A 23,748-nucleotide genomic window follows, 5' to 3' on the forward strand; every position below is an offset into this window, starting at 1 on the left:
TATAATCTGTATATAATTTAATTATAAAAAATATAATGGTCACTAAGAATAACTATTTAAATTATTCTTAGTGACCTTCTTTTTTTATATTATTATTATAATTTTAATCAATTTTTATATGCTACTTAACTTGAAAAATATAAAATACACCAACTTCATGATTATCTTCTAGATTTTCATATGTTATATAAACGCCATAGTATCCACTATTATAATTAGATGTATCTATTGATATATTACCATTTTCATCTATATTATTCTCTAAATCTACCTTTTCGCTGTTTATGCTTATTTCCTTAGGATTTAATACTTCTCCATCTCTAGATACTATTCTTTCTTCAAGTATAACTCTATTGTTTTCTATTTCAGCCATTCCAGCTTCAATTATTTGTAATTTAGCATTTAAAGTCTTTAACTTTTCTAAGTTCTTTAGTGGAGATAAATCTCTAACTTCATTTTGTTCTATATTTAACTCCTCTAAATTTTTAGCATATTCTAATCCGTTTAAACTCTTAACTCTTCTACTAGTACAAGTTAAGCTTTTTAAACTATACATATCTCCTAAAGTTATTTCTCTACTTATTCCAAGAGCCTTTTGTATATCTTGCTTTAAATATTTATCTTCTATTGTAATTATTTTATTAAGATCTATTTTTTCTAAATTATTTATTGACTCTCTTAATTCTACTACCATTGATTGTATTTCTTCATAAGTAGCTGTTTTAGCTTCAATCATTTCTATTGATTTTTCCATAGCTTTATCTAGTTTACTTAAACTTTCTTCTGCATAGCCTTCTCTATCTATACTTTTAGCACTTTCAACCAACTTAGAAAGCTCTGTGTAATCTAAAGATTCAGCATTTGCAAAATGAAGTTTAGCATCCCCCCAAGTAGCATGGTCTGATCCAATTCCATTTCCACCATCAGTTACTACAAGTTTTAATTCTTTAGCTCCATTTATATCAATTTCTACATATTTTTTAGCATCTCCAGAATTCATTACTCCACTGTCAAATTGCTTTTCTCCATCTACATATACTTCAAATTTTACTGAGCCAACACTTCCATGCATCGCTCTATCTACTCCAACAAAAGAAGTGAAGTATGAGTAATCTTTATCTGTTAAATCGTATATTATTGTAGAAGTTGCATGAGTACCTATGCCTTTATCATAATAAACAGCTTGACCATCATCATTTGTTAATCCTAGTTTATTACCACTTACTGCCTTATCCTTATTTACACTATTCCAACCAGAATTTGCAGATTTCCAATTTAAATCAGTTAAATAAGTATAATCATCCATATTTACAACTGATATAGTTCTAGTTTTTATTACTTCATTACCATCACTATCAGTTACAGTATAAGTTAATGGATATTTTCCTGGCTTATTAAAGTTTACTTCACCAGTTACCTTAATATCTTTAGTTATATCTCCATCTTCAGCATCAATTGCTGTAAACTCTTCATCTAACTCTAATACTTCTCCAACTTTAGTTACTAATGAGTTTGGTATAGTTAATTTTGGTTTTGCATTTGTAGTATATAGTTTAGAATCTGCCCATGAAGCAAAATCTCCAAGACCATTTCCATCTACATCATCAGCTACTAACTTTAATTCTTTTACTCCAGTAACATCAAGTTTTACAAATTCTGCTTCACTATCTTTTCTTATTACATCTGAAGTATAAACTTCTTCTCCATCTGCAAATATTTTAAATATTATAGTAGTTTTATTATGATCGTAGTTTTTATCAGTACCTACATATGTTGAGAAGTTAGTATAATTTCCATCTAAGTTATATACTATTTCTGCATTTGTTGCAGCTCCTATTCCCTTATCAAATTCTTTTATTTCACCATTAATATTAAGCTTTATTTTATCAGTTAAGTTAACTGCTGAATCCTTATTTACAGTCTTCCATCCTGATACTGCTGATGCCCATTCAATATCTGATATATAAGTACTCTCACTATAAACTATAACTTTTCTGTCTTTAGTTGCTTTATTTCCATCCTTATCTGTTACAACATATGTTATAGTATATTGTCCTGGTTTACTTATATTAAAATTATCGTTATTAACAGTAACATTTTTAGTTATATTCCCATCCTCTTGATCATTTGCAGTAACACCAGAAGTTAAATCAAAATCACTATTTAATTTAACATAAGTTATATCTTCAACATCTATTGTTGGGAACTTAGCTCTTATTATTTCTTCAGCTTTAACTAAGTCTTCTTCAAAAAGGTTAGCCGCTGGGTGATCTTTAACTTCTTCTCTTAAAGCTTGTACCTTTTCTAATGTATTATAGCTATCAGAAACTTCTGTTTTAGTGTTATCAGTAAATAAATTACCAACCTTATCAGCTAATTCATCTGTTTTATAGAAAGATATTTCTCCTATACTCGCCCAATTTTGATCAGCCTCTATAAACTTAAATTTAACCCTTCTTGCCTTTGTTTTAGCAATTTTAAATTCAACAACATCAGTAATATTCCCATTGTATTCACCTTTTCCAGCTAAAACAAAGTCATTTCCTTCTGCATCATCTGAAACATATATTTCAAATTTTCTAGCAAATCCCTTTCCACCAGCATCCCTTCTAGCAGCATAGGCTATTCTATTAATTTCTTTGCTTTCTCCTAAATCGAAAATAACTTCATTTTTAAATGTATCACTATTTTGAGTATAAGTTTCCCAATGTTTATTTATGTTACCATCAATGGCATTTTCAATAGCAGTTCCTGGGTAACTTCTACCATTGTTAGTTATTGAAACTACGGGAATCTTAAATTCTTCATTATATTCATTTAAATTATCAAACTGTCCAAACTTAGACTTATTAACTGTAAAATCTTCATATACTGTAACATAAGATTTCTTTTCAGTAGTATTATTATCACTATCAGTTACACTATAAACAACTTCAAATCTTCCAGTTTTACCTTCTTCAAATGAATTTGATTTTATTTCTATCTTAGAAGTTAAATCCTCATCTTCAGCATCTCTTGCTGTAACACCTTCTTTAAAATCTATAGCTTCTCCTATTTTATAAACCTTATCTTCAACTGAAATAACTGGCTTTGCATCATTTGTAGTTAATTTTGGATTAGCTATTACCGCATGATCTGAAGTATTATTATTTCCAGCATCTGAAATTTTTATTACTAATTCTTGTATTCCTTTGACAGGTACATTTATATACACCATATTATTCGCATGCTTTAAGATGTCAGTTGTTGCTAGGACTTTATCATCACCTATTATTTCAAATTTTATACTTGAGTTATTTTGTGCTGCTATATCCATATCTACTCCAAGTAAAGCTTCGAAATTATCATAGTCTTTATCTGATAAGTCATACGTTATTTTACCATTTGCATGTATTCCAAAACCTTTTTCAAATGATTTTATATCTCCATTTACCCTACCTTTTATGTTGGTATTTCTTCTTGGATTTCCCCATTGAGTTTCTACAGCTGTCCACTCTTCATCTGATAAATAATCATAATCACTTACTACTTCAACTGATACAATCTTTTCTAATGTTATGCCTTCATCAGTTACTTTATACTTAACTTGATATTCACCTTTTTGGTTAATATCTACATTATGTGTAGCTTCAACTTTAGAAGTTATATCATTTCCTTCATAGCTTAATCCCTTTACATAATTCATAGGATCAAACTCTTCTCTTAATTTTAACGTTATCTTATTTTGTTGAATATTTATACTTGGTGCAAATGAGTAAATTTCAACTGCTTCACCAGTTCCTAAGTTAATATCATAAGGTACAACTTCATACTTAGAATTCTTAGTTTTATCTGCATTTGTATCTACAAAGGAATTACTTGAAGTAAATCCTATTAACTTACCATCTTTTAATATTTCATATCCTAGTAAATCTGATTTAACATTATTATCTACATTAAATGTTAATTTAACTCCATTTTCTACTAAAGCTGATGAAACTTCTAAATTAGTATCTTGAGTAAATCCATTTCCTTCATAATTAACCTTGCTGTTATTTAGGTACCATATTTTCTTATCTGGTTTTTGATAGTTACTAGTTTCCTGTTTAGTTTCTTCATTAACCTCAAATCCATGTCTAGCAAAATATTCGCTTAAATCTTCGCCTATTACTTCTGATGAGAATTTAATTAAATATTGCATTTTAACGTTATTAGTATTTTCATTTCCTAAGCTAACATTTCTTTCTCTATATAACTTATTTAACTCAGCCCAATAACCTGGTTTATACATTTCTAATTGCCAAAATACAGCTAACCTCTCAAAATATCCACCATCCATATATTTATTGGAATTTTCACTTATTACATTTTTATAAGTGTGAGATTCATATGGTATTCTATTATCTATTTTATTATAAAATGCAGACATATGCATAGGTAACATATTATTTGTAACTTCTCCATATAATCTTGCATTTACATCCATTTTATGACCTATTTCATGAGTTAATCCCCAAGATGGTCCTCTGTCTTCAAATGGAATTAAATGATTTGCCATTACATCTCTTTGTACTCCTATATGTCCAGAACCTGCATACATATATCCAAATGGTTGTGCTAATCTAACATTTTCTCTTATATACTTCGGATCATTTTTTTCGCTACTTCCATCTAATCCATAGTATCTAAAGATTTCTTTCATATGAGTATTGTAAGATTTTATTGTATCTAAAGGATTTACACCTTGTTCTATATAAGCTTGATATGCTCCTGTTGCAGTCCCTGTCCAAACTATATGATCACTTACAAACTCAAATACATCTAATACCTTTCTGTCTAAAACATTAGGATTTTTTGCTATATCTTCATCTATAGCTTTTTTATACTCTATCAAAAATTCTCTAAATTCATCTACATTAGTATCTTCCGTAAGAAATGGGAACTTATCTCCTGAAACGAACCTTAAAACTGGCGCTTTAGATTGCTCTTCACTAGTATAAGGGTTTACTATATATATTGCTCCACCTTTAGTTACATCATATGCATATGCTCCATCCTTTGGTACTTCAGGAACAGTTATTACATTCTTACCTGGAACTAAATTCACAGTTCTCATCCAGTTAGCATAACTACCTTCTTGTTGAGAAAATGCTAATTTTGGTAGTGGCTGTGTCGGATCTGCATCTACATAAACAGTTATTACATCTTTTGGTTTTGCAGATATTCCTGTTGGTTGATTATTATTACCAAAACCAAACTTCAAATTACTATTAGCATGTTTTACCATATCCCCATGTTGCTCTGCAGTAACAATTTTTACAGTTTCTAGCTCACCATTAAGTATTTTATGTGCCAATTCAAATGATTCTTCAAATGAGCTTTCTAACGGATGTCCTTTAACTTCATTTTTTAGCACTGTTAATTTTTCTAATGTATTAAATTCTTCTGATAATTCATTCATTAATCCGTTTGTAAATAAACTATCAACTTTATCATTTACTTTATCTTGTTTATAGAATGCTATCTCTGATAATGTAGCCCAGTTTTGATCTGAATTTTTGAACTTAAATTTTATTCTTTTAAATTTAGTTGGATTAAACTTTGCTTCAACTAATCCAGATACTTTATCATGACTACCAGTTGCTACAAGCTGATATGTATCCCCCTTAGATGTTGTAGATCCATATATTTCAAACTCTTTAGCAAATCCCTTAGTATCAGATTTTCTTGCTCCATATACTACTCTATTTAATTCTACAGTTTCTTTAAATTCTATCTCTACTTCATTTGTAAAATCATTTGTATTATATTTATTAGTTTCCCAATAAGTATCTAAATTACCATCTATAGCATTTGTTATTACTTGAGATAAATATTTACCTCCATTATTTTTAATACTTTCTATATTGTCATTATCCATTTTAAATAATTTTGAATACTCTTCATTAGAATAATGCTCAAACTTTTTTGTAGTTGCTACTGAAGCTTCTATTTTTTGTTGGTTTACTAATTCTCTTGCATTTGCTATATCTTCTTTAAAATCTTCATAAAATGGATGATTTTTAACTTCTTCTTCTAAAGCATTTATTTTGTCAACACTATTAAATTCTTCACTAACAATACTCATTGTGCTATCAGTAAATAATCTTTCAATTTTTTCTGCTAATTCATCTTGAGTATATAGTCCAAATTCCGCTGCACAAGACCAATCCTCATAAGCTTTTTTAAATACAAACTTAACTCTTCTAAACTCTGTTGGATTAAATCTAATTTCTACAGAATCCTGAGTTAATTCTGATGAACCACTTGATACTAATTCAAAAGTATCTCCCTTAGTAGTTCTTGATGCATATATATCAAATTGCTCTGCAAATCCTCTATTAGTTCCACGAGGTGCAGTATATACTATTCTATTTAAAACGGTTAATTCTTTTAGCTCAATTACTACTTCATTAGTAAAATTCGAATTATTTTTTTCTTTTGAATGCCATTTTGTGTTTATATCTCCATCTATAGCCTTATCTATTGAGTTATCTGAATATTGACCACCATTTGTTGTTATTGATTTTATTTTACTAGAATCAATTTTATAAACCTCATTGTATGATGGAATTAATGCACTATTCATATCTTTAAATTTAGATACTTTTGCATTAGTATAAATAACTTTTTTATTTTCTATAATTAACTTTGCATTTTCTATTTCTTCTTTAAAATCATTATATAACGGATGATCTTTTATTTCTTCTTCTAAAGCAGTTATCTTTTCTAAACTATTAAACTCTTCACTAACTTTACTTTTTGTATCATCAGTAAATAAGTTTTTCATTTTATCACTTAATTCATCTTCAGTAAAAAACATGAATTCTGCTGCTGATGCCCAATTATCATTTGCATTTTCAAAAACAAATTTTATTCTCTTAAATTTAGTCGGTGTAAATTTAATTTCAAGTAAATCTCCTGATACATTATATCTACCAGTAGATACCAATTTAAAATCTTCTCCATCAACTGTATTTGAAGCATATATTTTAAATTCTTTTGCGAAACCTTTTCCACCATTTCTAACTTTATACATTATTCTATTCAATGTAGTTTCTTCTTTTAATTGGAAGATTACTTCATTTTTAAATGTACTGTTATTAGGCACTCCTGTTTCCCAATGAGTATTTAGGTCTCCATCAGTTGCATAACTTAAATATGAAGTGTTATACTGTCTCCCATTATTTGTTACTTTCTCTATATTAGAGTTGTTCATTTTAAATTTTTCTAAATATGCATCTTTATATTCACTATAATACACATCAAATCTTGAAATTTCTGCTTCTGCTACACTTTCATTAGAATACTCAACTGTAGCATCTTCATATGCAAATGTATTTAATGAAGGTAATATATTTGTAGATACAACAGATACTAATATTAACGATGCTATTTTCCTTTTCATTCACTTTCCCCCTAGTATTATAAGTTTTAATTTAAAGCATTATATTAGTGATATATTTTTTTGTAATTCCCTCCTTCCGTAAAGTAACCCATAAAAAAGCACACTAAAAAAGACTACTTCAAAGAGTAGTCTTATAATAAATCTAGTTAAATTAATATTTTTTGTACCACAATAAAGATAGTACTAATAATAATTAGACTAAAAACAAAAAGTATAATGTACTCTTTGGCAACTGGCTGACATAGTAATAAACCTTAGTCCCTATAGCTTTGCGTCCTTAAATTTCTTTAAGTTTGCCTATTAAATTTTATAACTTTAATATATTTTTAAAGTTTTTCATGGATATTTTAACATATGATTATATATATATCCATATTTTTCTTTATATTTCCTCTATTTTTTATATATTTAATATAGGAAGAAAAATAGCTTATTTTCAAATTACAAATACTTCTTAATACCATCATTACAAAAATAAATAAAAAAGCACTTCTATATAATAATTTAAAGCATTCTGCAATACTCTTTGACATCATTATTATTTATCAGTTGATCTTTTGTAAAATCATATTTAATACTTTTATCTTTAAATATTAAAAAATGATTAGCTATTTCTTTTATTTGATCATATCTATGAGTTGTTAGAATAATTGTTTTACCACATTTATTTAAATTCACTAATAAAGCTAAAAGTTCTTCTTGAACTTTCATAGATAAGCCGTTAAATGGTTCATCTAAAATTATTACTTGCGGGTTCATCGCTAAAACAGAAGCAATTACAACCTTCTTTTTTTCTCCTCCTGATAAATTATAAGGGACTCTAGTTTTTAGTTCTTCTATATCTAAAAGCTTAAGACAATCCATGACTCTTTGATTGACATCATTTTCTGATAACCCCATAGTTCTTAAACCAAAGGCAATTTCATCATAAACAGTAGAATTAAATAGTTGTACATCATAATTTTGAAATATAAATCCTATATTTTGATGAAACAAAGCCATATTATAATTATCTTTTAAATAATTTTTCGTTATTTCTTTATTATTAAAAAAATATTTCCCTTTGGATGGAAAAATTAATCCGTTTAATATTTTTAACAAAGTAGATTTTCCACACCCGTTATCACCCATAATTACAGTAAAATCATTCTTACCTATAGTAAAATTAATATCATTTAATACTGTGTTATCACCATAACAAAAATACAATTTTTCGCATTTAATCATTATTATTAACCTCCTTGTATAATCCAGTTGTAACATTTGATAGAAAACTATTTATATTACTATAAATATTACCCCTAGTATTATTTTCACTTTACCTATATACCTTCAGGGACTATACATTTCTTCATCATATTAATTGATCTATATAATAATAAATAATTAAAAATATAATATTTTTAAAAATATATACTACATCACTCTTTTTTATGTACTTACTTTTTACGTTAACATACTTATCTGTAAACCCTCTACATTCCATTGCATTATAAATATCTTCACCACAACTAGTTATTTTAATAAATACATTTGCAAACAATCCACCGATAGTATTGTACTTATTATTATCTATTCCTATATTCCTTATAATAATAGCTTGTAATATATCATATATTAGATATGTAGTAATATTTAAATATTTTATCATTATATCCATAATAAAAATAATAATATTGGGACAATATATCTTTTTTAAGGATTTTGTTATATCGTATATAGTTGTATTAGATATAAAAATTTGAACAGAAAGCATAACTGTAAATATTTTAACCAAATAAAATATTGAATTATTTATTTTACCGTAAAATAAATAAGGAATAAACATCACAAAAGGAAATATAAATGTAACTATTGATTTTTTTAAAATACTACATATTAAAGCTCCACTATTTGATGATAGTTCAATCAAAATAAATAAAATACAAACCCATAGTTTATATATACTAGTACTCTTAACAGTACATAAAATATATATAATTAAAAATAATACTCTTAAATATGCTTCAATATCTTTATTGTTATTATAACTATGTTCATTTCTTAAAAACCTTAATAATGAACTAAATTTATTTAAATTTTTTATTATATATCCAGCTTTATGTTCTATTCTATTATAATCTTCTTGTTCTTTCATCCATTCAGGCATTTATAGTTTTACTTTCCTTTCTCTAAATATAACACGGTAAAGTAATACAAAGATTATAATTGCTGTAACTGCACACAAAACATATCCTATAGAATCTTGTATATTTAGTATTTTATAATCTGCAAATAAAGCTGAAAAACTAATCCCACTTTCAATACCTTTTGGAATACTTTGAGTCATATTGTATGATTTTAAACTTTCTGCCAATCCTGCTACATCCCACTCTCCCCAAGCTGTACCACTTGCAATAAGTCCAATAGGGCATAGTAAAATCAATACTCCTATTATCTTATAAAATCGTCTTATTTTTATATTAGGATTGTACATAAAACTTTCTTTTTTATTATTCTCCATATTAAAGCTAGTTTTATTAACAATTTTATAAACTGATACAGTAAAAATACTCTCTACTATACCAATAATAATATGAGCTCCTACCATTGCTGGAATAGTTATGGATAATGGATATGGATTATATAATGGATTATTAAATTGATCCTTAGCAATTAAAGGTTGAATTCCGAGTTCTATAGCTACTAAAAAAGCTGCAATATTTATACTTAAATATGAGCCTACAGCAACACCAATAATTTCACCTTTTTTATTAAATATTTTTTTCAAAAAACTATATATATAATAGCCGCTAAAAGGCATCACAAAAGCCATATTAAAGATATTTACACCTAATGAAAGAATTCCGCCATCTCCAAAAAGTAATGCCTGTAAAATTAAGCAAATTGTTATTGCTATACATGCTTCATAAGGTCCTATTAATACTGCTAATAAACACCCTCCTACAGCATGAGCTGTAGTTCCTCCTGGAAGAGGAATATTAAACATCATTAATAGAAACGATAAACTTGAAGCAATAGCCATTAAAGGAATTGTTTCCTTTTTGTTTTTAACTTCGTATTTAATTTTTTTTGCTGAATAACCTATAATAGGTATAACTGTAGCTGCAAATACTGCACAAGTTTTTGGACTTAAATAATTATCTGGAATATGCATAAATATAACCTCACTTTCTGAGATTAATTTATCATGAGATTATATAATGCAAAACAATAGATGATGTCATCAAATGATAACATTAATATAAAGTAAAACTATGTATATACTCCACATCTAATATATGTATTTTATTGTTTACTATATCAATTACTTTCTCATTTTTTAATTCGTGAAGAATTCTATTTACACTATTACGTGTTGAAATTCCACAAAATCCAGCAATATCATCATTTGTTATTAAGAAGTCTATAACTATTCTATCCTTTTCTTGTTTTCCAAAAATATCAATTAATTTATAAAGAATTGCACAAACGGCACCTTTTTTACTGTTCATTATCATCATCTTTTGATTATCTATGCATTCTAATAATTTATCTCTATAATAATCCTTTATATATGTTTGTAATTTCTTATCATTATTAACATACTTCCAAAAAGTAACTCTTGGAATTTTATAAAAAACAGCTTCTTCAGATTCAATTCTTACATTAAATGGAGATAATGTATTAGCACTGACTTCATCTCTTAATAAAGAAATTATATCAGGTGCACATATATATGAAACATTAAATTCCCTACCATCTTTTAAAATAATACTTGTTTTTATTATTCCTTCCTTTAAAACATACGTATATTGTTCTTCTAGGCCATAAAAAGTTAAATATGAATGATGTTTTCTAGTAATAGTATCAGTATTGTTTTTTTCTAAAAACTCAAGTAAAAATTCTATATTCATAAATACTGTTCCCCCTTAAATTTTAAATAATATATGTCAATATTTTAATTATTATTAACATCATATAATGTCATCAATTGATAATATCTCATGATGTATTATAATATTTTAATTTATTTTATACTAGACATGTCAAAAGACAAAAAAAAATTTTATAAAGTGGAGGATGATATTATATGAAAGAATTTAAACTTCCTTATGACTCAAAAACAATAACTCTTAAATTAAATGATAACAATTTTGCTGGTCTATTAGAATCAAAACAAGGGACATACATATGTAAAGAAAGTGAAAAAGATATTGTCGAAAGATCTTTAGATAATCCAATAGGAAGCCCTTCCCTCGAAGAATTAGCAAAAAATAAAAAAAATATTGTAATAATAAGTAGTGACCATACAAGACCAGTTCCTTCTCGTATTATTACACCTATTTTACTTAGAAGAATTCGTAGTGTATCACCTAATGCAAGAATACGTATATTAGTTGCTACAGGATTCCATAGAGAAAGTACAAGAGAAGAATTAATATCTAAGTATGGAGAAGATATTGTCAATAATGAAGAAATAGTAATGCATATATCAAAAGATGATTCTTCTATGAAGAAAATCGGAACTCTTCCAAGTGGTGGAGAATGTATAATTAATAAAATTGCTGCAGAAGCTGATTTGCTTTTAGCTGAAGGATTTATAGAATCACACTTTTTTGCTGGATTTTCTGGTGGAAGAAAATCTGTTCTCCCAGGCATAGCTTCATATAAAACAATTATGGCTAATCATTGTGGTGAATTTATTAATGATAAAAACTCACGTACAGGAAATCTTTCCCACAATTTAATTCATGAAGATATGATCTATGCAGCTAAAACTGCTAAATTAGCATTTATAGTTAATGTTGTCCTTAATGGTGAACATAAAATTATAGGTTCATTTGCAGGTGATTCAGAAAAAGCTCATTTAGACGGATGTAGTTTTGTAAATAAATTAGCTCGTGTAAATAAAGTTAACTGTGATATTGCTATTACTACAAATGGTGGTTACCCTCTTGATCAAAATATTTATCAAGCTGTCAAAGGAATGACTGCTGCAGAAGCTACTTTAAATAAAGATGGAATAATTATAGCAGTTGCTGGTTGTAGAGATGGACATGGTGGACAAGCATTTTATGATAATATAGCTAATGTAAAAAATCCACAAGAATTTTTAGATAAATCTATAGAAACTCCTAGATCTGAAACCGTACCAGAGCAATGGACTTCTCAAATATTAGCTAGAATTTTAGTTAAACATACTGTAATTATTGTTTCTGATTTGGTTGATCCTTCATTAGTAACTGGTTTGCATATGAAAACAGCTAAAAATATTGATGAAGCATTAAATTATGCATTTTCATTAAAGGGAAAAGATGCAAAAGTTGCAGTAATACCTGATGGATTAAGTGTAATAGTTCAAGGAGATAAATAGATATGGATGAATTTAATGAAAAATTATTAAAACTAAAAAATCTTCTTTCTTCATATTCTTCATGTGCTATTGCTTTTTCTAGTGGTGTTGATAGTACTTTTCTATCTTATATTGCAAAGGATGTTCTTGGTGATAATGCTATTTTAATATCTATTAATTGTGAAACTTTAACATCAAGAGATAAAAAAGATGTTATTAATTATTCAAAAAATATTGGATTAAAGTTAATAGAAGTTTCATATAGTCAGCTTCAACTAAATGACTTTATTAAAAATCCATCCAGTAGATGCTACTACTGTAAAAAAGCATTATTTTCAAAGATAAAAGAAATTGCTAAAGAAAATGGAAAAGAAATTGTAATTGACGGTACAAATGCCAGTGATTGTGGTGATTATCGTCCTGGTATTAAAGCTTTAAATGAGCTTGGAATATACTCTCCTCTTAAAATATGTGGAATTACTAAAAGTGAGATTAGAAATTATTTAAAAACTATAAATGTAGATATTGCATCCAAGCCTAGTTCTGGATGTTTAGCTACTCGTATTCCATATAAAGAAATAATTAATCAGGAGAAACTAGATATTATTCGTAAATGTGAAGATTATCTGCTAAATTTAGGATTAAAAAATGTTCGTGTTAGATTACAAAATAAAAGCGCTCGTATTGAAGTTTCACCAAATGAAAGATCTTATTTCTTTGATGAATCAATAATGGATGATATTTATATTAAATTTAAATCTTTTGGGTGTACTTATGTTGCTCTTGATTTAAAAGGATATAGAACTGGAAGCCTAAATGAAGTTTTAGGTAAAGGAGAAAATTTAAATGGATAATGAAGATTTTATAGATATAGATATTGCTAAAGTTGATTTACAACGTGAAAAAAGAAATGGTTATGCTGAGGTTATTTATGGTGAAGGTAAAACATCAAAGCAAATTATAGAGATTTCTAAAATATTAATATCTAAAAATAAAACTGTACTAGCGACACGTGTTTCTAAGGAAAAGATAAATTATATATGTAAAGAAATTCCTAATGTTATTTATGATGAAGAAGCTTGCTGTATGGTAATAAATAAAAAAGACATTGTTAAACCTAACAGCTATATAGCTATTGTAACTGCTGGTACTAGTGATATACCAGTTGCTAAAGAAGCAGCTTTTTGCGCTGATGTATTGGGGAATAATGTGAAGTGCATTTATGATGTTGGAGTGGCAGGTATTCATAGATTATTTAGATATTTAGATATTATTAGAAATGCAAAAGTTGTTATTGTAATAGCTGGTATGGAAGGAGCTCTTGCAAGTGTTGTTTCTGGCCTCGTTGATAAACCTGTAATTGCTGTTCCTACAAGCATTGGATATGGAACAAGCTTTAAGGGTGTTACAGCTTTACTTTCAATGCTTAATAGTTGTGCCAGTGGATTAAGTGTCGTGAATATTGATAACGGATTTGGTGCTGCTTATAACGCAAGCATGATTAATCATTTATAGGAGGATTCTTATGTGTACATTATATTTAGATGCATTTTCTGGAATTAGCGGTGATATGTTTATTGGAGCATTGCTAGATTTAGGATTAGACTTTAATATCTTAAAATCAGAATTAAAAAAATTAAATTTATCAGGCTATAAATTACAATATGAAAAAAAGAATAAAAATTCTATCTTTGGAAGTGATTTTGATGTAATTTTAGAAAATGGTCAAAAGGATTGTGGTATCCCTGAACATCATAAACATCATGGAAGAAATTTCTTAGATATAAAAAATTTAATAGAAAAAAGTGATCTTAGTGATTACGTAAAAACTCATTCTATCGACGTATTTCATGAAATAGCAAAAGCTGAAGGAATTGTTCATAACAAACCTATTGAAGAAATACACTTTCATGAAGTAGGTGCAATTGATTCAATTATTGATATTGTAGGTTCCTTTATTGGTTTAGAACAATTAAATATAACTGAAGTCATATCTTCTCCATTAACTGATGGATGTGGTCGAATAAAAATTGCTCATGGAGAAATGCCTGTTCCAGTTCCAGCTGTTATGCAAATTAGAGTTAACTCTTCAATTCCTGTTCATCAACGCTTAGATATAGAAACAGAATTGGTAACTCCAACAGGAATAGCACTTGTAAAAAATATTGTTTCAAAATTTTATCCATTACCTGATGATATGGAAATTTTAAAAATTGGATATGGATTTGGTAAAAAAGATATTAAATCTTTAAACGCTCTTAGAGTAATTTTATTAAAAAAAAAATAATTACTGATGAAATTATGGAAATTGAAACTAATATAGATGATCAAAGTAGTGAGCAGCTTAGTTATGCTATGAATTTATTAATTAGTATGGGTGCTAAAGACGTATTTTTAACTCCAATCACTATGAAAAAAAATAGGATGGCATCAAAACTAACTCTTTTAATTGATCCAAGTAAAAAAGAAGAATTTTTTGAAGCTATATTTCGCCATACTACATCTTTAGGAATACGTTATGAAATTAAACACAGAACTGTTATGGATCGTAAAACTTTAAATATAAAAACACTTTATGGGAATGTCCAAGTTAAAGTTGCATGTTATAAAAATATCAAAAAATATGATATTGAATATGAAGATTGCGCTAAACTTGCAAATTTATATGGTATCCCAATAGAAGATATTTATTTTGAGACACAAAAAATATGTAAAAGACAACAGGAGGAATAGATATGTTTCAAGATTTAACTGCTGAATTTTTAAGTACAGCACTTATGATTATATTTGGTGTAGGAGTGCATTGTGATGAAGTATTAAAAGGTAGTAAATATAAAGGAAGTGGGCATCTCTTTGCTATTACAACCTGGGGATTTGGTATAACAATAGCATTATTTATTTTTGATGGTGTATCTATGAACCCAGCTATGGTCCTTGCTAAATGTATTTTAGGGATGCTACCATGGTCTTACTTTCTACCCTATAGTATAGCAGACTTTTTAGGTGCATTTATTGGTGCAATATTAGTCTACATAGTATATGCAGAACAATTTAAAGCTAGTGAAAAAGAAATTGACCCTATTGCTATAAGAAATATTTTTTCAACCAATCCAGTTATACGTAAGTTACCAAGGAATTTCTTTGTAGAATTATTTGCTACTTTTATTTTTATTAGCAGTATTTTTATGATTGCTAATAAATATGAAAGTATTTTACCAATAGGAGTTGGCCTTTTAGTATGGGCAATAGGTATGGCTCTTGGTGGTCCAACAGGATTTGCAATGAATCAAGCAAGAGATTTAGGCCCTAGACTTGCATTTCAAGTTCTTCCTATTAAAAACAAAGCAAATAATGATTGGCAATATGGTTTGCTAATACCAGGTATTGCGCCCTTTGTTGGCTCTGCTTTGGCTGCCCTATTGGTTCATTTTTATTTTGGAATTTAACTATAAATTTTAATTAATACTGTCAATAGCTACTATTAATGTTGACATTATTAATTAAAATATTTATAATTGTTATTAATAAATATTTTAATTCGTTGAAGAGAAGAGTAGACTATTTTTCATTTTCAGAGAGAGATAAGCTTGGTGAAATTATCTTACTTGATTTTAGTTGAAGACCACCTCTGAGTGACTCTAATAAAGTCCGTTTAATATCACGTTACGATATCTTAAGTGGCTTAGACAAATTAGGCAATTAAGGGTGGAACCGCGGGAAATATCGAATTTATTACTCTCGTCCCTTCTATATATAGAAGGGACGAGAGTTTTTTATTTTAAAAAACGAAAGGAGAATGTAATATGATTAAAATTACTTTAAAAGATGGATCAATAAAAGAATTTGAAGCTGGTGTTTCAGTACTAGATATAGCTAAATCAATAAGCGAAGGTTTAGCTAGAAATGCTTGCTGTGGAATAGTTAATGGAGAGGTTGTAGATTTACGTCACATAGTAAAAGAAGATTCTGAACTTGCAATATGTACATTTGATTCTCAAGAAGGAAAGGATGCTGTAAGACATAGTATATCTCATGTATTAGCATATGCTGTTAAGAGATTATATCCAGAATCAAAATTAGCTATTGGACCTGCAATTAAAGATGGCTTCTACTATGACTTTGATGTTGAAAATTCTTTTTCAGCTGAAGATTTAGTTAAACTTGAAGATGAAATGAGAAAGATAATAAAAGAAAATCCTTCAATAGAAAGATTTGAACTACCAAGAGCAGAAGCTTTAAGCCTTATGGAAGATGCTAATGAAGCATATAAGGTTGAATTAATAAATGACTTAGGAGAAGATGAAGTTATTTCCTTCTATAAAATGGGAGACTTTGTTGACCTATGTGCGGGCCCACACTTAATGTCATTAAAACCAGTTAAAGCCATTAAACTTCTTAGAAGTGCAGGTGCTTACTGGAAAGGTAACGAAAATAATAAGATGCTTTCAAGAATATACGGAACTGCATTCTTAAAGAAAGCAGACTTAGATTCTCATTTAGAAGCTTTAGAAGAGGCTAAAAAGAGAGATCACAATAAATTAGGAAGAGAACTTAAAATATTTACTACTGATGAAAAAGTAGGTCAAGGACTACCTCTATTAATGCCAAAGGGAGCTAAAATGATTCAACTTCTTCAAAGATGGGTAGAAGATGAAGAGGAAAAAAGAGGTTATGTTTTAACTAAAACTCCATTTATGGCTAAAAGTGATTTATATAAAGTTTCTGGCCACTGGGATCACTACAAAGATGGTATGTTTGTTTTAGGAGATGAAGAAAATGACGAGGAAGTTATGGCTTTAAGACCTATGACTTGCCCATTCCAATATACTATATACAATGCTGAACAACACAGCTATAGAGAACTTCCTATAAGATATTCTGAAACTTCTACTTTATTTAGAAATGAATCATCAGGTGAAATGCATGGTCTAATAAGAGTTAGACAATTCACTTTAGCTGATGGACATATAGTTTGTAGGCCAGACCAAATTGAAGAAGAATTCAAGAGTTCTCTTGAATTAATCAATCACATAATGTCTACTTTAGGTATTGATGAAGATATTTCATTTAGATTCTCTAAGTGGGATCCAAATAATACTGAAAAATATATAAATAATCCAGAAGCTTGGGAAGAAACTCAAGTATTAATGAAAGGTATCTTAGATCACCTTGGAATTAATTATGTAGAAGCTGAAGGTGAAGCTGCATTCTATGGACCAAAGCTTGATATTCAATTTAAGAACGTTCATGGAAAAGAAGATACAATAATAACTATCCAAATTGACTTTGCTCTTGCAGAAAGATTTGATATGACTTATATAGATAAAGATGGAAATAAGAAGCGTCCTTATATAATTCACAGATCTTCAATTGGATGTTATGAAAGAACTTTAGCAATGCTTATTGAAAAATATGCTGGTGCATTCCCAACTTGGTTATCTCCAACTCAAGCAATAGTATTACCTATTTCTGATAAATATAATGACTATGCAGAGTCAATAGTTAAAGAGTTTAAAAATGCAGGAATAAGAATAAATGGAGACTATAGAGCTGAAAAGATTGGTTACAAGATTAGAGAAGCTAGACTTGAAAGAATTCCTTACATTCTAGTTGTTGGTGAAAAAGAAGCTTCTAATAATGAAGCTTCAGTAAGAAGCAGAAAGAATGGAGAAGAAGGTGCAATTCCAGTTTCTGAATTAAAGAATAGATTAATCTTAGAAATAGCTAACAAAGAAAAATAAAAAAAGGTGCTTTTAGCGCCTTTTTTTTATTTATTTTCTTCCATTAATTTTTTAAGCTTATTTTGAAGTAACCAAACTTTCTTTTGCTTTCTATTATAAGCAACCATTCTTTCCTTATTGTTAGTACTAGCTTCTAAAAGTTTAGTTGTCTTTTCTTCATACATCTTTACAGCCTCATTAATAATCTGAAGCTCCTCTTTATTAAACATAAATACACTCCTTACTCAAATGTAATTAATATACTAAGTTATAATTATCATTTTATATTATAGTTTATAGAGAGATGCTTTTCAAATAATTATAAAAAACTAATATTACATAAGCACTTTGTAGATAACTCTTATGCTTATATACTAAAAATACTTCCCCAAATGATCTGTATATTTATATGTTTCTGTTTGAATATTGGTAGCACCAAGGATTCCCCAACCTTTTGTGCATAACCCCACCTTAATATATTATTCCCTTTCTCTAGGTTTCTAATATTTATTGTATAAAGCCCCTTTTTCCAATAATGCTTATTGCTAAGTAAATATATATAAGTTTGATTATTCCGTAGCTACGCTCCAAGTCAACTCAAACTTATAAATGTTCACTTGAAATCTAAATGAAGGAAAGTATTAATTTGTATTTTTCTAATATTTATATGCTAATAACTTACATATCATTTTAAAACTTTATAATTCCATACTTTCCTATAAAAAAATAAAAAGGTTACTTCAACATAAGAAGCAACCACTAAATTCACAGTTATTAAATAAATTTTAATAAAACCACCTTATTTATCAAGCTAAAGCTTGCAGGATTTAGCACCACACTAATTTATAAAACAAAAGTTTATATTTCATAGGTTGCTAGGCTTCACAGGGCCAGTCCCTCCACCGTTCTTAATAAAGTTCTCTTTCTATTTAATTATAATCATATTATACACCATATTTTTCTAATTACAACTATTATTTATTAATTTTTCTAAATTTTGTATTAGTGATAATATAATCAAAAGTAACATCATGATCCTCTTGCTCAATAAAATCCACTATTTGTAAATCATAAGCTAGTACCATTTTATTTTTAAACTCCTTTATAGGTTCTAAATACCTATCATAATATCCCCCACCATAGCCTATTCTATTTCCTTTAAAATCAAAGACTACACCTGGAACTATAATTAAATCTATATTTTCTTTTTCTATAAAATTACTATCATCAATAGGCTCTAATATTCCCATAGTATTTTTCTTCAAATCTTTAAAAGAATTTAATCTTATTGCTTTCATTGATTTATCAAACTTATATATCTTTGGAATATATACTTCCTTTTTATCCTCTAATGCCTTATTTATAATTTTATTGGTATCTATCTCACTACCAAAGCTTAGATAAATAAATATACTTTTTGCTTTTTTATATAAATCTGTACTTATTAACTCATTAAGTATTTTATTATCCATTATATCTTTTTCTTCAATATTTAATAAATCTCTTATTGATAATATTTTATTTCTTAAATCTTTCTTATTCTCTTTTCTCATAATATTCTCCTAAACACATTCTTGTATCCATATTTATCCTTTTATTCCTTTAATAATATATGACAATCCTAATCCTATAAATGCCGCTACTGTTCCTAACATAAAATTATTTGTAATAAATCCAATTGCAGTTCCAGCAATAAAACCTCCTAAAATTATTAGTTCATCCTTTTCCTCGAAATCTTCATCCTTTTCCTCTTTTAATTTGATTTCATTATTATCTTTGTTTTCAACTTCAGTATATCCATCACGTAATAGATCGTCTAATGTTATTTCAAATAAGTCACTTAACACTATTAATTTTTCTATTTCAGGATATGTTTGACCAGACTCCCACTTTGAAACTGCTTGTCTAGATACAGATAATAATTCTGCGAGTTTTTCTTGAGATAGTCCCTTTTCTTTTCTTAACATCTGTAATTTTTCTGAAAACTTCAATCTTATCACCTCTATTAAAGAATATTTAATACTAAGTTATACTACTACCAATCATAGTTTGCTTTTTGTCAACTTAAGGTTGCTATTGTGATAAATTCATTTTTACCACTATAATATATATTTCATTTATAATTGCTAACATATATTAATTATATCTCTTAAAATAGATGCTGCAGCATTTATGGTTCCTGAAGCTCCACCAATTACACTTATATCCCCAAGGGTATCTGTACTATAGAATACCCCCTTATTTTTATAATCTACAAAATATAGTGGATGCTCACTATTAATAATTTGAGGCTTCACATAAGCTCTAACTTTTTCATCTTTTTTATATACTTTTCCAATTAATTTAATTTTATTACCTTTAGATTTTTCTTCTAAAATATTATTTTTCTTTAAATTATTTATTCCTTCAACTTTAATATCATTGAGAGATAAATTTGCATCCATTAATGCATTTGCTAATATTACAATTTTAGATGCAGTATCATAACCTTCAACATCTAATTTATAATTAGCTTCTGCAATTTTAAAGGAAATAGCCCTTTGTAGCGCTTCTTCATATTCAATTTCATTTTCATACATTTTAGTTAAAATATAATTACTTGTTCCATTTAGAATCCCTTCAATAGATAATATATCAGCACCAGCTATATCAAAGCTTCCTACATTTATAGAAGGCAACGCCCCTCCGGTTGTGCACCCTATTTGTAATCTTACATTATTTTCATCTGCTATTTTCTTTAAAACCTTATACTCTAATAATATTGGTCCCTTATTACCTGTAACAACATTTATTCCATTTTCTAAAGCTAATTTAATATGGGTTAAACCCGGCTCCCCTGTTTCTATATTAGTACTTGTAAGCTCTACTAAGGTATCTATATCATTATTTTTAATAATAGTACTTATATTGATATCTTCTATAAAATTAAAGCCTGTCAATTTATAATCATTACTTACTACATCTTTTAAACTAATTCCATCTTTATTATAAATTCCACCATCACTTTTAATAATATACTTAACCTTTAACTCTAATCCTCTTTTCTTTAGCTTTTCTTCTTTATCAATTAACAGCTTTATGAAAGACTTACCTACTCCTCCAAATCCTATGAGTGCTATATCCATATTTTCACCTCTTATAAATATATTTTATTATAACTTTTATTTACAAAAATTGAAATAATTATAGTGAGGAAACTATTTAATTTAAATGCAAAAAGATGACTATATTATTAAGTCATCTTTTTATAAAATTATATTCTATTATAATTCTAATTTAATTTTTAAACTATATACTGCACCTAACATTCCTGCAATATTACCACATTTAGCAATATCCACTTTAAGATTTTTAGAAAATGATGGCATTACCATATTCTTAATATACTTCTCTATTCTATCTATTAGACTATTACCTTGTGCAGATACTCCTCCACCAATTATTATTAACTCTGGATTAAATACATGTATTAAAGTTTTTAATCCTAATGCTATATCTCTACACCAATTATCAACTATAGATATAAAAAACTCATCACCATTATTCACCTTTTCAAATATAACCTTTCCATTTATATTCTCTAATGCAGAATCAATCTCATTTTTATATAAAGAATTTTTTAAGACTTCTCTAGCTCTTTTTACTAAAGCAGTTGTAGAGGCATATACTTCATAGCACCCAGTATGTCCACATGTACATTCTAATCCATCAGGATATAAATTTATATGTCCAAACTCACCTGCTGAATAGCTTCTTCCAGTAAAAATATTATTATTAATTATAATTGCTCCACCTATCCCTGTACCAATTGTTAAACATATAAAATTAGAAACTCCCTTTCCAGCTCCCATCCATAATTCACCTAAGGCAGCTGCATTTACATCATTTTCAACAATACATGGTAAATGATATTTCTCTTCTATTATATTTTTCAATTTCACTCCAGTCCATCCTGGTATTGTATTAGTTGCAAATATTATTTCTCCTGTCTCACTATTTACTTGTCCTGCTGTGCTTATTCCAATTCCCTTTATATTATAGAATTCTTTTTTTAATAGTATATCTATAATTGTATATACTTTTTTAATTAATTCTTCGGCTCCCTTATATGCTTCTGTATCAAATTCAGAATTTTCATATATACTACCTGAATCATCAGCTATTCCAAATTTAATCTTAGTTCCACCTATATCTATAGCTATATAATTCATATGAACCCCCTAGATTAAAATTTTACATTATACTAATCCTATATAATACTAAAAATATTTATTAGAAATTTCCTTACTTCTATCTATCTGCTCCCTTGTATAGGACTTAAATGGTTCCCTACAATATCCAGCATCTACACCTCTTTCTTGCAATATTAATTTTAAAGTATTATATATTCCATTACTTATTGCATCACTTATAAAATCATTAGTTACATTTTGAACTTCATTAGCCTTTTCAAGTTTTCCTTCTCTTACTAAATCAAATATTTGTCTTGCTCTTATTCCATTGACATTATATGTTGACCCTATAGCACCATCTACTCCTAATGCAACTGCAGGTAATAACATTTCATCAAATCCTGAATATATAAGCTTATCTGGAAAAGCCTTCCTTACTCTTTCTAATAAATAAAAATCTCCTGCTGTAAACTTAATTCCAATTATTTTTTCGTTCTCAAATAATTCTCTGAACTGTTCTAATGATAAATTTACCCCTGTTAGAAATGGTATTGAATAAATTATCATTTTATTATTAACTGAATTAACTATAGTATTATAATAATTTTTTATCTCTTCAAAATCAAACTTATAATAAAATGGTGTAACTGCTGAAAGAGCATTATATCCTAATTCAGTTACATACTTTGCAAGCTCAACTGCTTCTTTTAAATTTAATGATCCTACTTGTGCAATTAGTGTTACTTTATCTTTTGCTTCATCCTTTACAATTTCGAAAATCTTCTTCTTCTCTTCAATAGAAAGCATAAAGTTTTCACCTGTACTTCCTCCAACATATAATCCATCTATTTTACATACATCAATATTATATCTTACTATTTCTCTTAGCCCCTTTTCATTTACATTTCCTTCTTTATCAAAAGAAACTAATAATGCTGAAAATAATCCTTTCATTGTTTTCACTCCAATACCTTTAAATTTTAAATATTAATTTATATAACTCAAAATTTATCGCCTTTTTCTATCTCTATCTTAATATTTTGAATATATCACCTTTTATTAGGATATTTTAAATCTTCTCGAGAACTTTTATAT

The 23,748-nt window shown here is 27.7% G+C and carries 18 protein-coding genes, 2 riboswitches and 1 other annotated feature; of the genes, 7 read left to right on the forward strand and 11 right to left on the reverse strand.

The window, feature by feature from the left end; genetic code table 11:
* Positions 1-121 precede the first annotated feature (121 nt).
* The 5 genes from ACQPVP_RS01460 to ACQPVP_RS01480 form a co-directional block, all read right to left on the reverse strand.
* Entirely contained in the window at positions 122-7,426 is a 7,305-nt protein-coding gene (locus ACQPVP_RS01460) for an NPCBM/NEW2 domain-containing protein (protein WP_430846541.1), read from the reverse strand.
* Between the two features lie 224 nt (positions 7,427-7,650).
* Positions 7,651-7,734: riboswitch (cyclic di-GMP riboswitch) on the reverse strand.
* Positions 7,735-7,930: 196 nt separating this feature from the next.
* Entirely contained in the window at positions 7,931-8,653 is a 723-nt protein-coding gene (locus ACQPVP_RS01465) for an energy-coupling factor ABC transporter ATP-binding protein (RefSeq protein WP_430846543.1), read from the reverse strand.
* A gap of 127 nt (positions 8,654-8,780) precedes the next feature.
* Positions 8,781-9,575, reverse strand: a complete 795-nt coding sequence (locus ACQPVP_RS01470; protein ID WP_430846545.1) for an energy-coupling factor transporter transmembrane component T — start codon at positions 9,573-9,575, stop codon at positions 8,781-8,783.
* On the reverse strand, positions 9,576-10,583 hold the full coding sequence (gene cbiM, locus ACQPVP_RS01475; protein ID WP_430846547.1) for a cobalt transporter CbiM: 1,008 nt from the start codon (positions 10,581-10,583) through the stop codon (positions 9,576-9,578).
* Positions 10,584-10,665: 82 nt separating this feature from the next.
* A complete protein-coding gene (locus ACQPVP_RS01480) occupies positions 10,666-11,322 on the reverse strand; it encodes a Crp/Fnr family transcriptional regulator (protein ID WP_430846549.1) in 657 nt (218 codons plus the stop codon).
* Between the two features lie 176 nt (positions 11,323-11,498).
* Between ACQPVP_RS01480 and larA the strand changes: the two genes are divergently transcribed.
* The 7 genes from larA (at position 11,499) to thrS (ending at position 18,502) form a co-directional block, all read left to right on the forward strand.
* Positions 11,499-12,782, forward strand: coding sequence for a nickel-dependent lactate racemase (gene larA, locus ACQPVP_RS01485; protein WP_430846551.1), 1,284 nt, complete (start codon positions 11,499-11,501; stop codon positions 12,780-12,782).
* A gap of 2 nt (positions 12,783-12,784) precedes the next feature.
* Positions 12,785-13,615, forward strand: coding sequence for an ATP-dependent sacrificial sulfur transferase LarE (larE, locus tag ACQPVP_RS01490; protein WP_430846553.1), 831 nt, complete (start codon positions 12,785-12,787; stop codon positions 13,613-13,615).
* Positions 13,608-14,276 carry a nickel pincer cofactor biosynthesis protein LarB gene (larB, locus tag ACQPVP_RS01495; protein WP_430846555.1) on the forward strand — a complete coding sequence of 223 codons (669 nt, stop codon included), beginning with the start codon at positions 13,608-13,610 and terminating at the stop codon, positions 14,274-14,276. Before larE ends, larB begins: the two co-directional genes overlap by 8 nt.
* Positions 14,277-14,286: 10 nt before the next feature.
* Entirely contained in the window at positions 14,287-15,048 is a 762-nt protein-coding gene (locus ACQPVP_RS01500; RefSeq protein ID WP_430846557.1) for a LarC family nickel insertion protein, read from the forward strand.
* Between the two features lie 14 nt (positions 15,049-15,062).
* On the forward strand, positions 15,063-15,494 hold the full coding sequence (gene larC / locus ACQPVP_RS01505; protein WP_430846559.1) for a nickel insertion protein: 432 nt from the start codon (positions 15,063-15,065) through the stop codon (positions 15,492-15,494).
* 2 nt (positions 15,495-15,496) lie between these two features.
* Positions 15,497-16,207, forward strand: a complete 711-nt coding sequence (gene larD, locus ACQPVP_RS01510) for a D/L-lactic acid transporter LarD (protein ID WP_430846561.1) — start codon at positions 15,497-15,499, stop codon at positions 16,205-16,207.
* An 86-nt stretch (positions 16,208-16,293) separates the two neighbouring features.
* Positions 16,294-16,510 (forward strand) — a binding site (T-box leader).
* 54 nt (positions 16,511-16,564) lie between these two features.
* Complete coding sequence (thrS, locus tag ACQPVP_RS01515; RefSeq protein WP_430846563.1) at positions 16,565-18,502, forward strand: threonine--tRNA ligase; 1,938 nt, start codon at positions 16,565-16,567, stop codon at positions 18,500-18,502.
* A gap of 26 nt (positions 18,503-18,528) precedes the next feature.
* On the opposite strand, the gene ACQPVP_RS01520 is transcribed toward thrS, so the two are convergent.
* The 6 genes from ACQPVP_RS01520 to ACQPVP_RS01545 all read right to left on the reverse strand — a co-directional run bounded on the left by ACQPVP_RS01520 (position 18,529) and on the right by ACQPVP_RS01545 (position 23,607).
* Positions 18,529-18,711 (reverse strand): hypothetical protein, encoded by a 183-nt coding sequence (locus ACQPVP_RS01520; protein WP_430846565.1) that lies wholly within the window; start codon positions 18,709-18,711, stop codon positions 18,529-18,531.
* Positions 18,712-19,277: 566 nt separating this feature from the next.
* Positions 19,278-19,399, reverse strand: a riboswitch (SAM riboswitch).
* 56 nt (positions 19,400-19,455) lie between these two features.
* Entirely contained in the window at positions 19,456-20,034 is a 579-nt protein-coding gene (locus ACQPVP_RS01525) for a 5-formyltetrahydrofolate cyclo-ligase (protein ID WP_430846567.1), read from the reverse strand.
* Between the two features lie 33 nt (positions 20,035-20,067).
* Positions 20,068-20,481, reverse strand: a complete 414-nt coding sequence (locus ACQPVP_RS01530; protein ID WP_430846569.1) for a helix-turn-helix domain-containing protein — start codon at positions 20,479-20,481, stop codon at positions 20,068-20,070.
* Between the two features lie 126 nt (positions 20,482-20,607).
* A complete protein-coding gene (locus tag ACQPVP_RS01535; protein WP_430846571.1) occupies positions 20,608-21,606 on the reverse strand; it encodes a homoserine dehydrogenase in 999 nt (332 codons plus the stop codon).
* A gap of 138 nt (positions 21,607-21,744) precedes the next feature.
* On the reverse strand, positions 21,745-22,692 hold the full coding sequence (locus ACQPVP_RS01540) for an ROK family protein (RefSeq protein WP_430846573.1): 948 nt from the start codon (positions 22,690-22,692) through the stop codon (positions 21,745-21,747).
* Between the two features lie 48 nt (positions 22,693-22,740).
* Positions 22,741-23,607, reverse strand: a complete 867-nt coding sequence (locus tag ACQPVP_RS01545) for an N-acetylneuraminate lyase (RefSeq protein ID WP_430846575.1) — start codon at positions 23,605-23,607, stop codon at positions 22,741-22,743.
* Positions 23,608-23,748: the final 141 nt, after the last annotated feature.

The sequence above is a fragment of the Clostridium nigeriense genome, assembly GCF_050585265.1.
Classification (GTDB): Bacteria; Bacillota; Clostridia; order Clostridiales; family Clostridiaceae; genus Clostridium; species Clostridium nigeriense_B.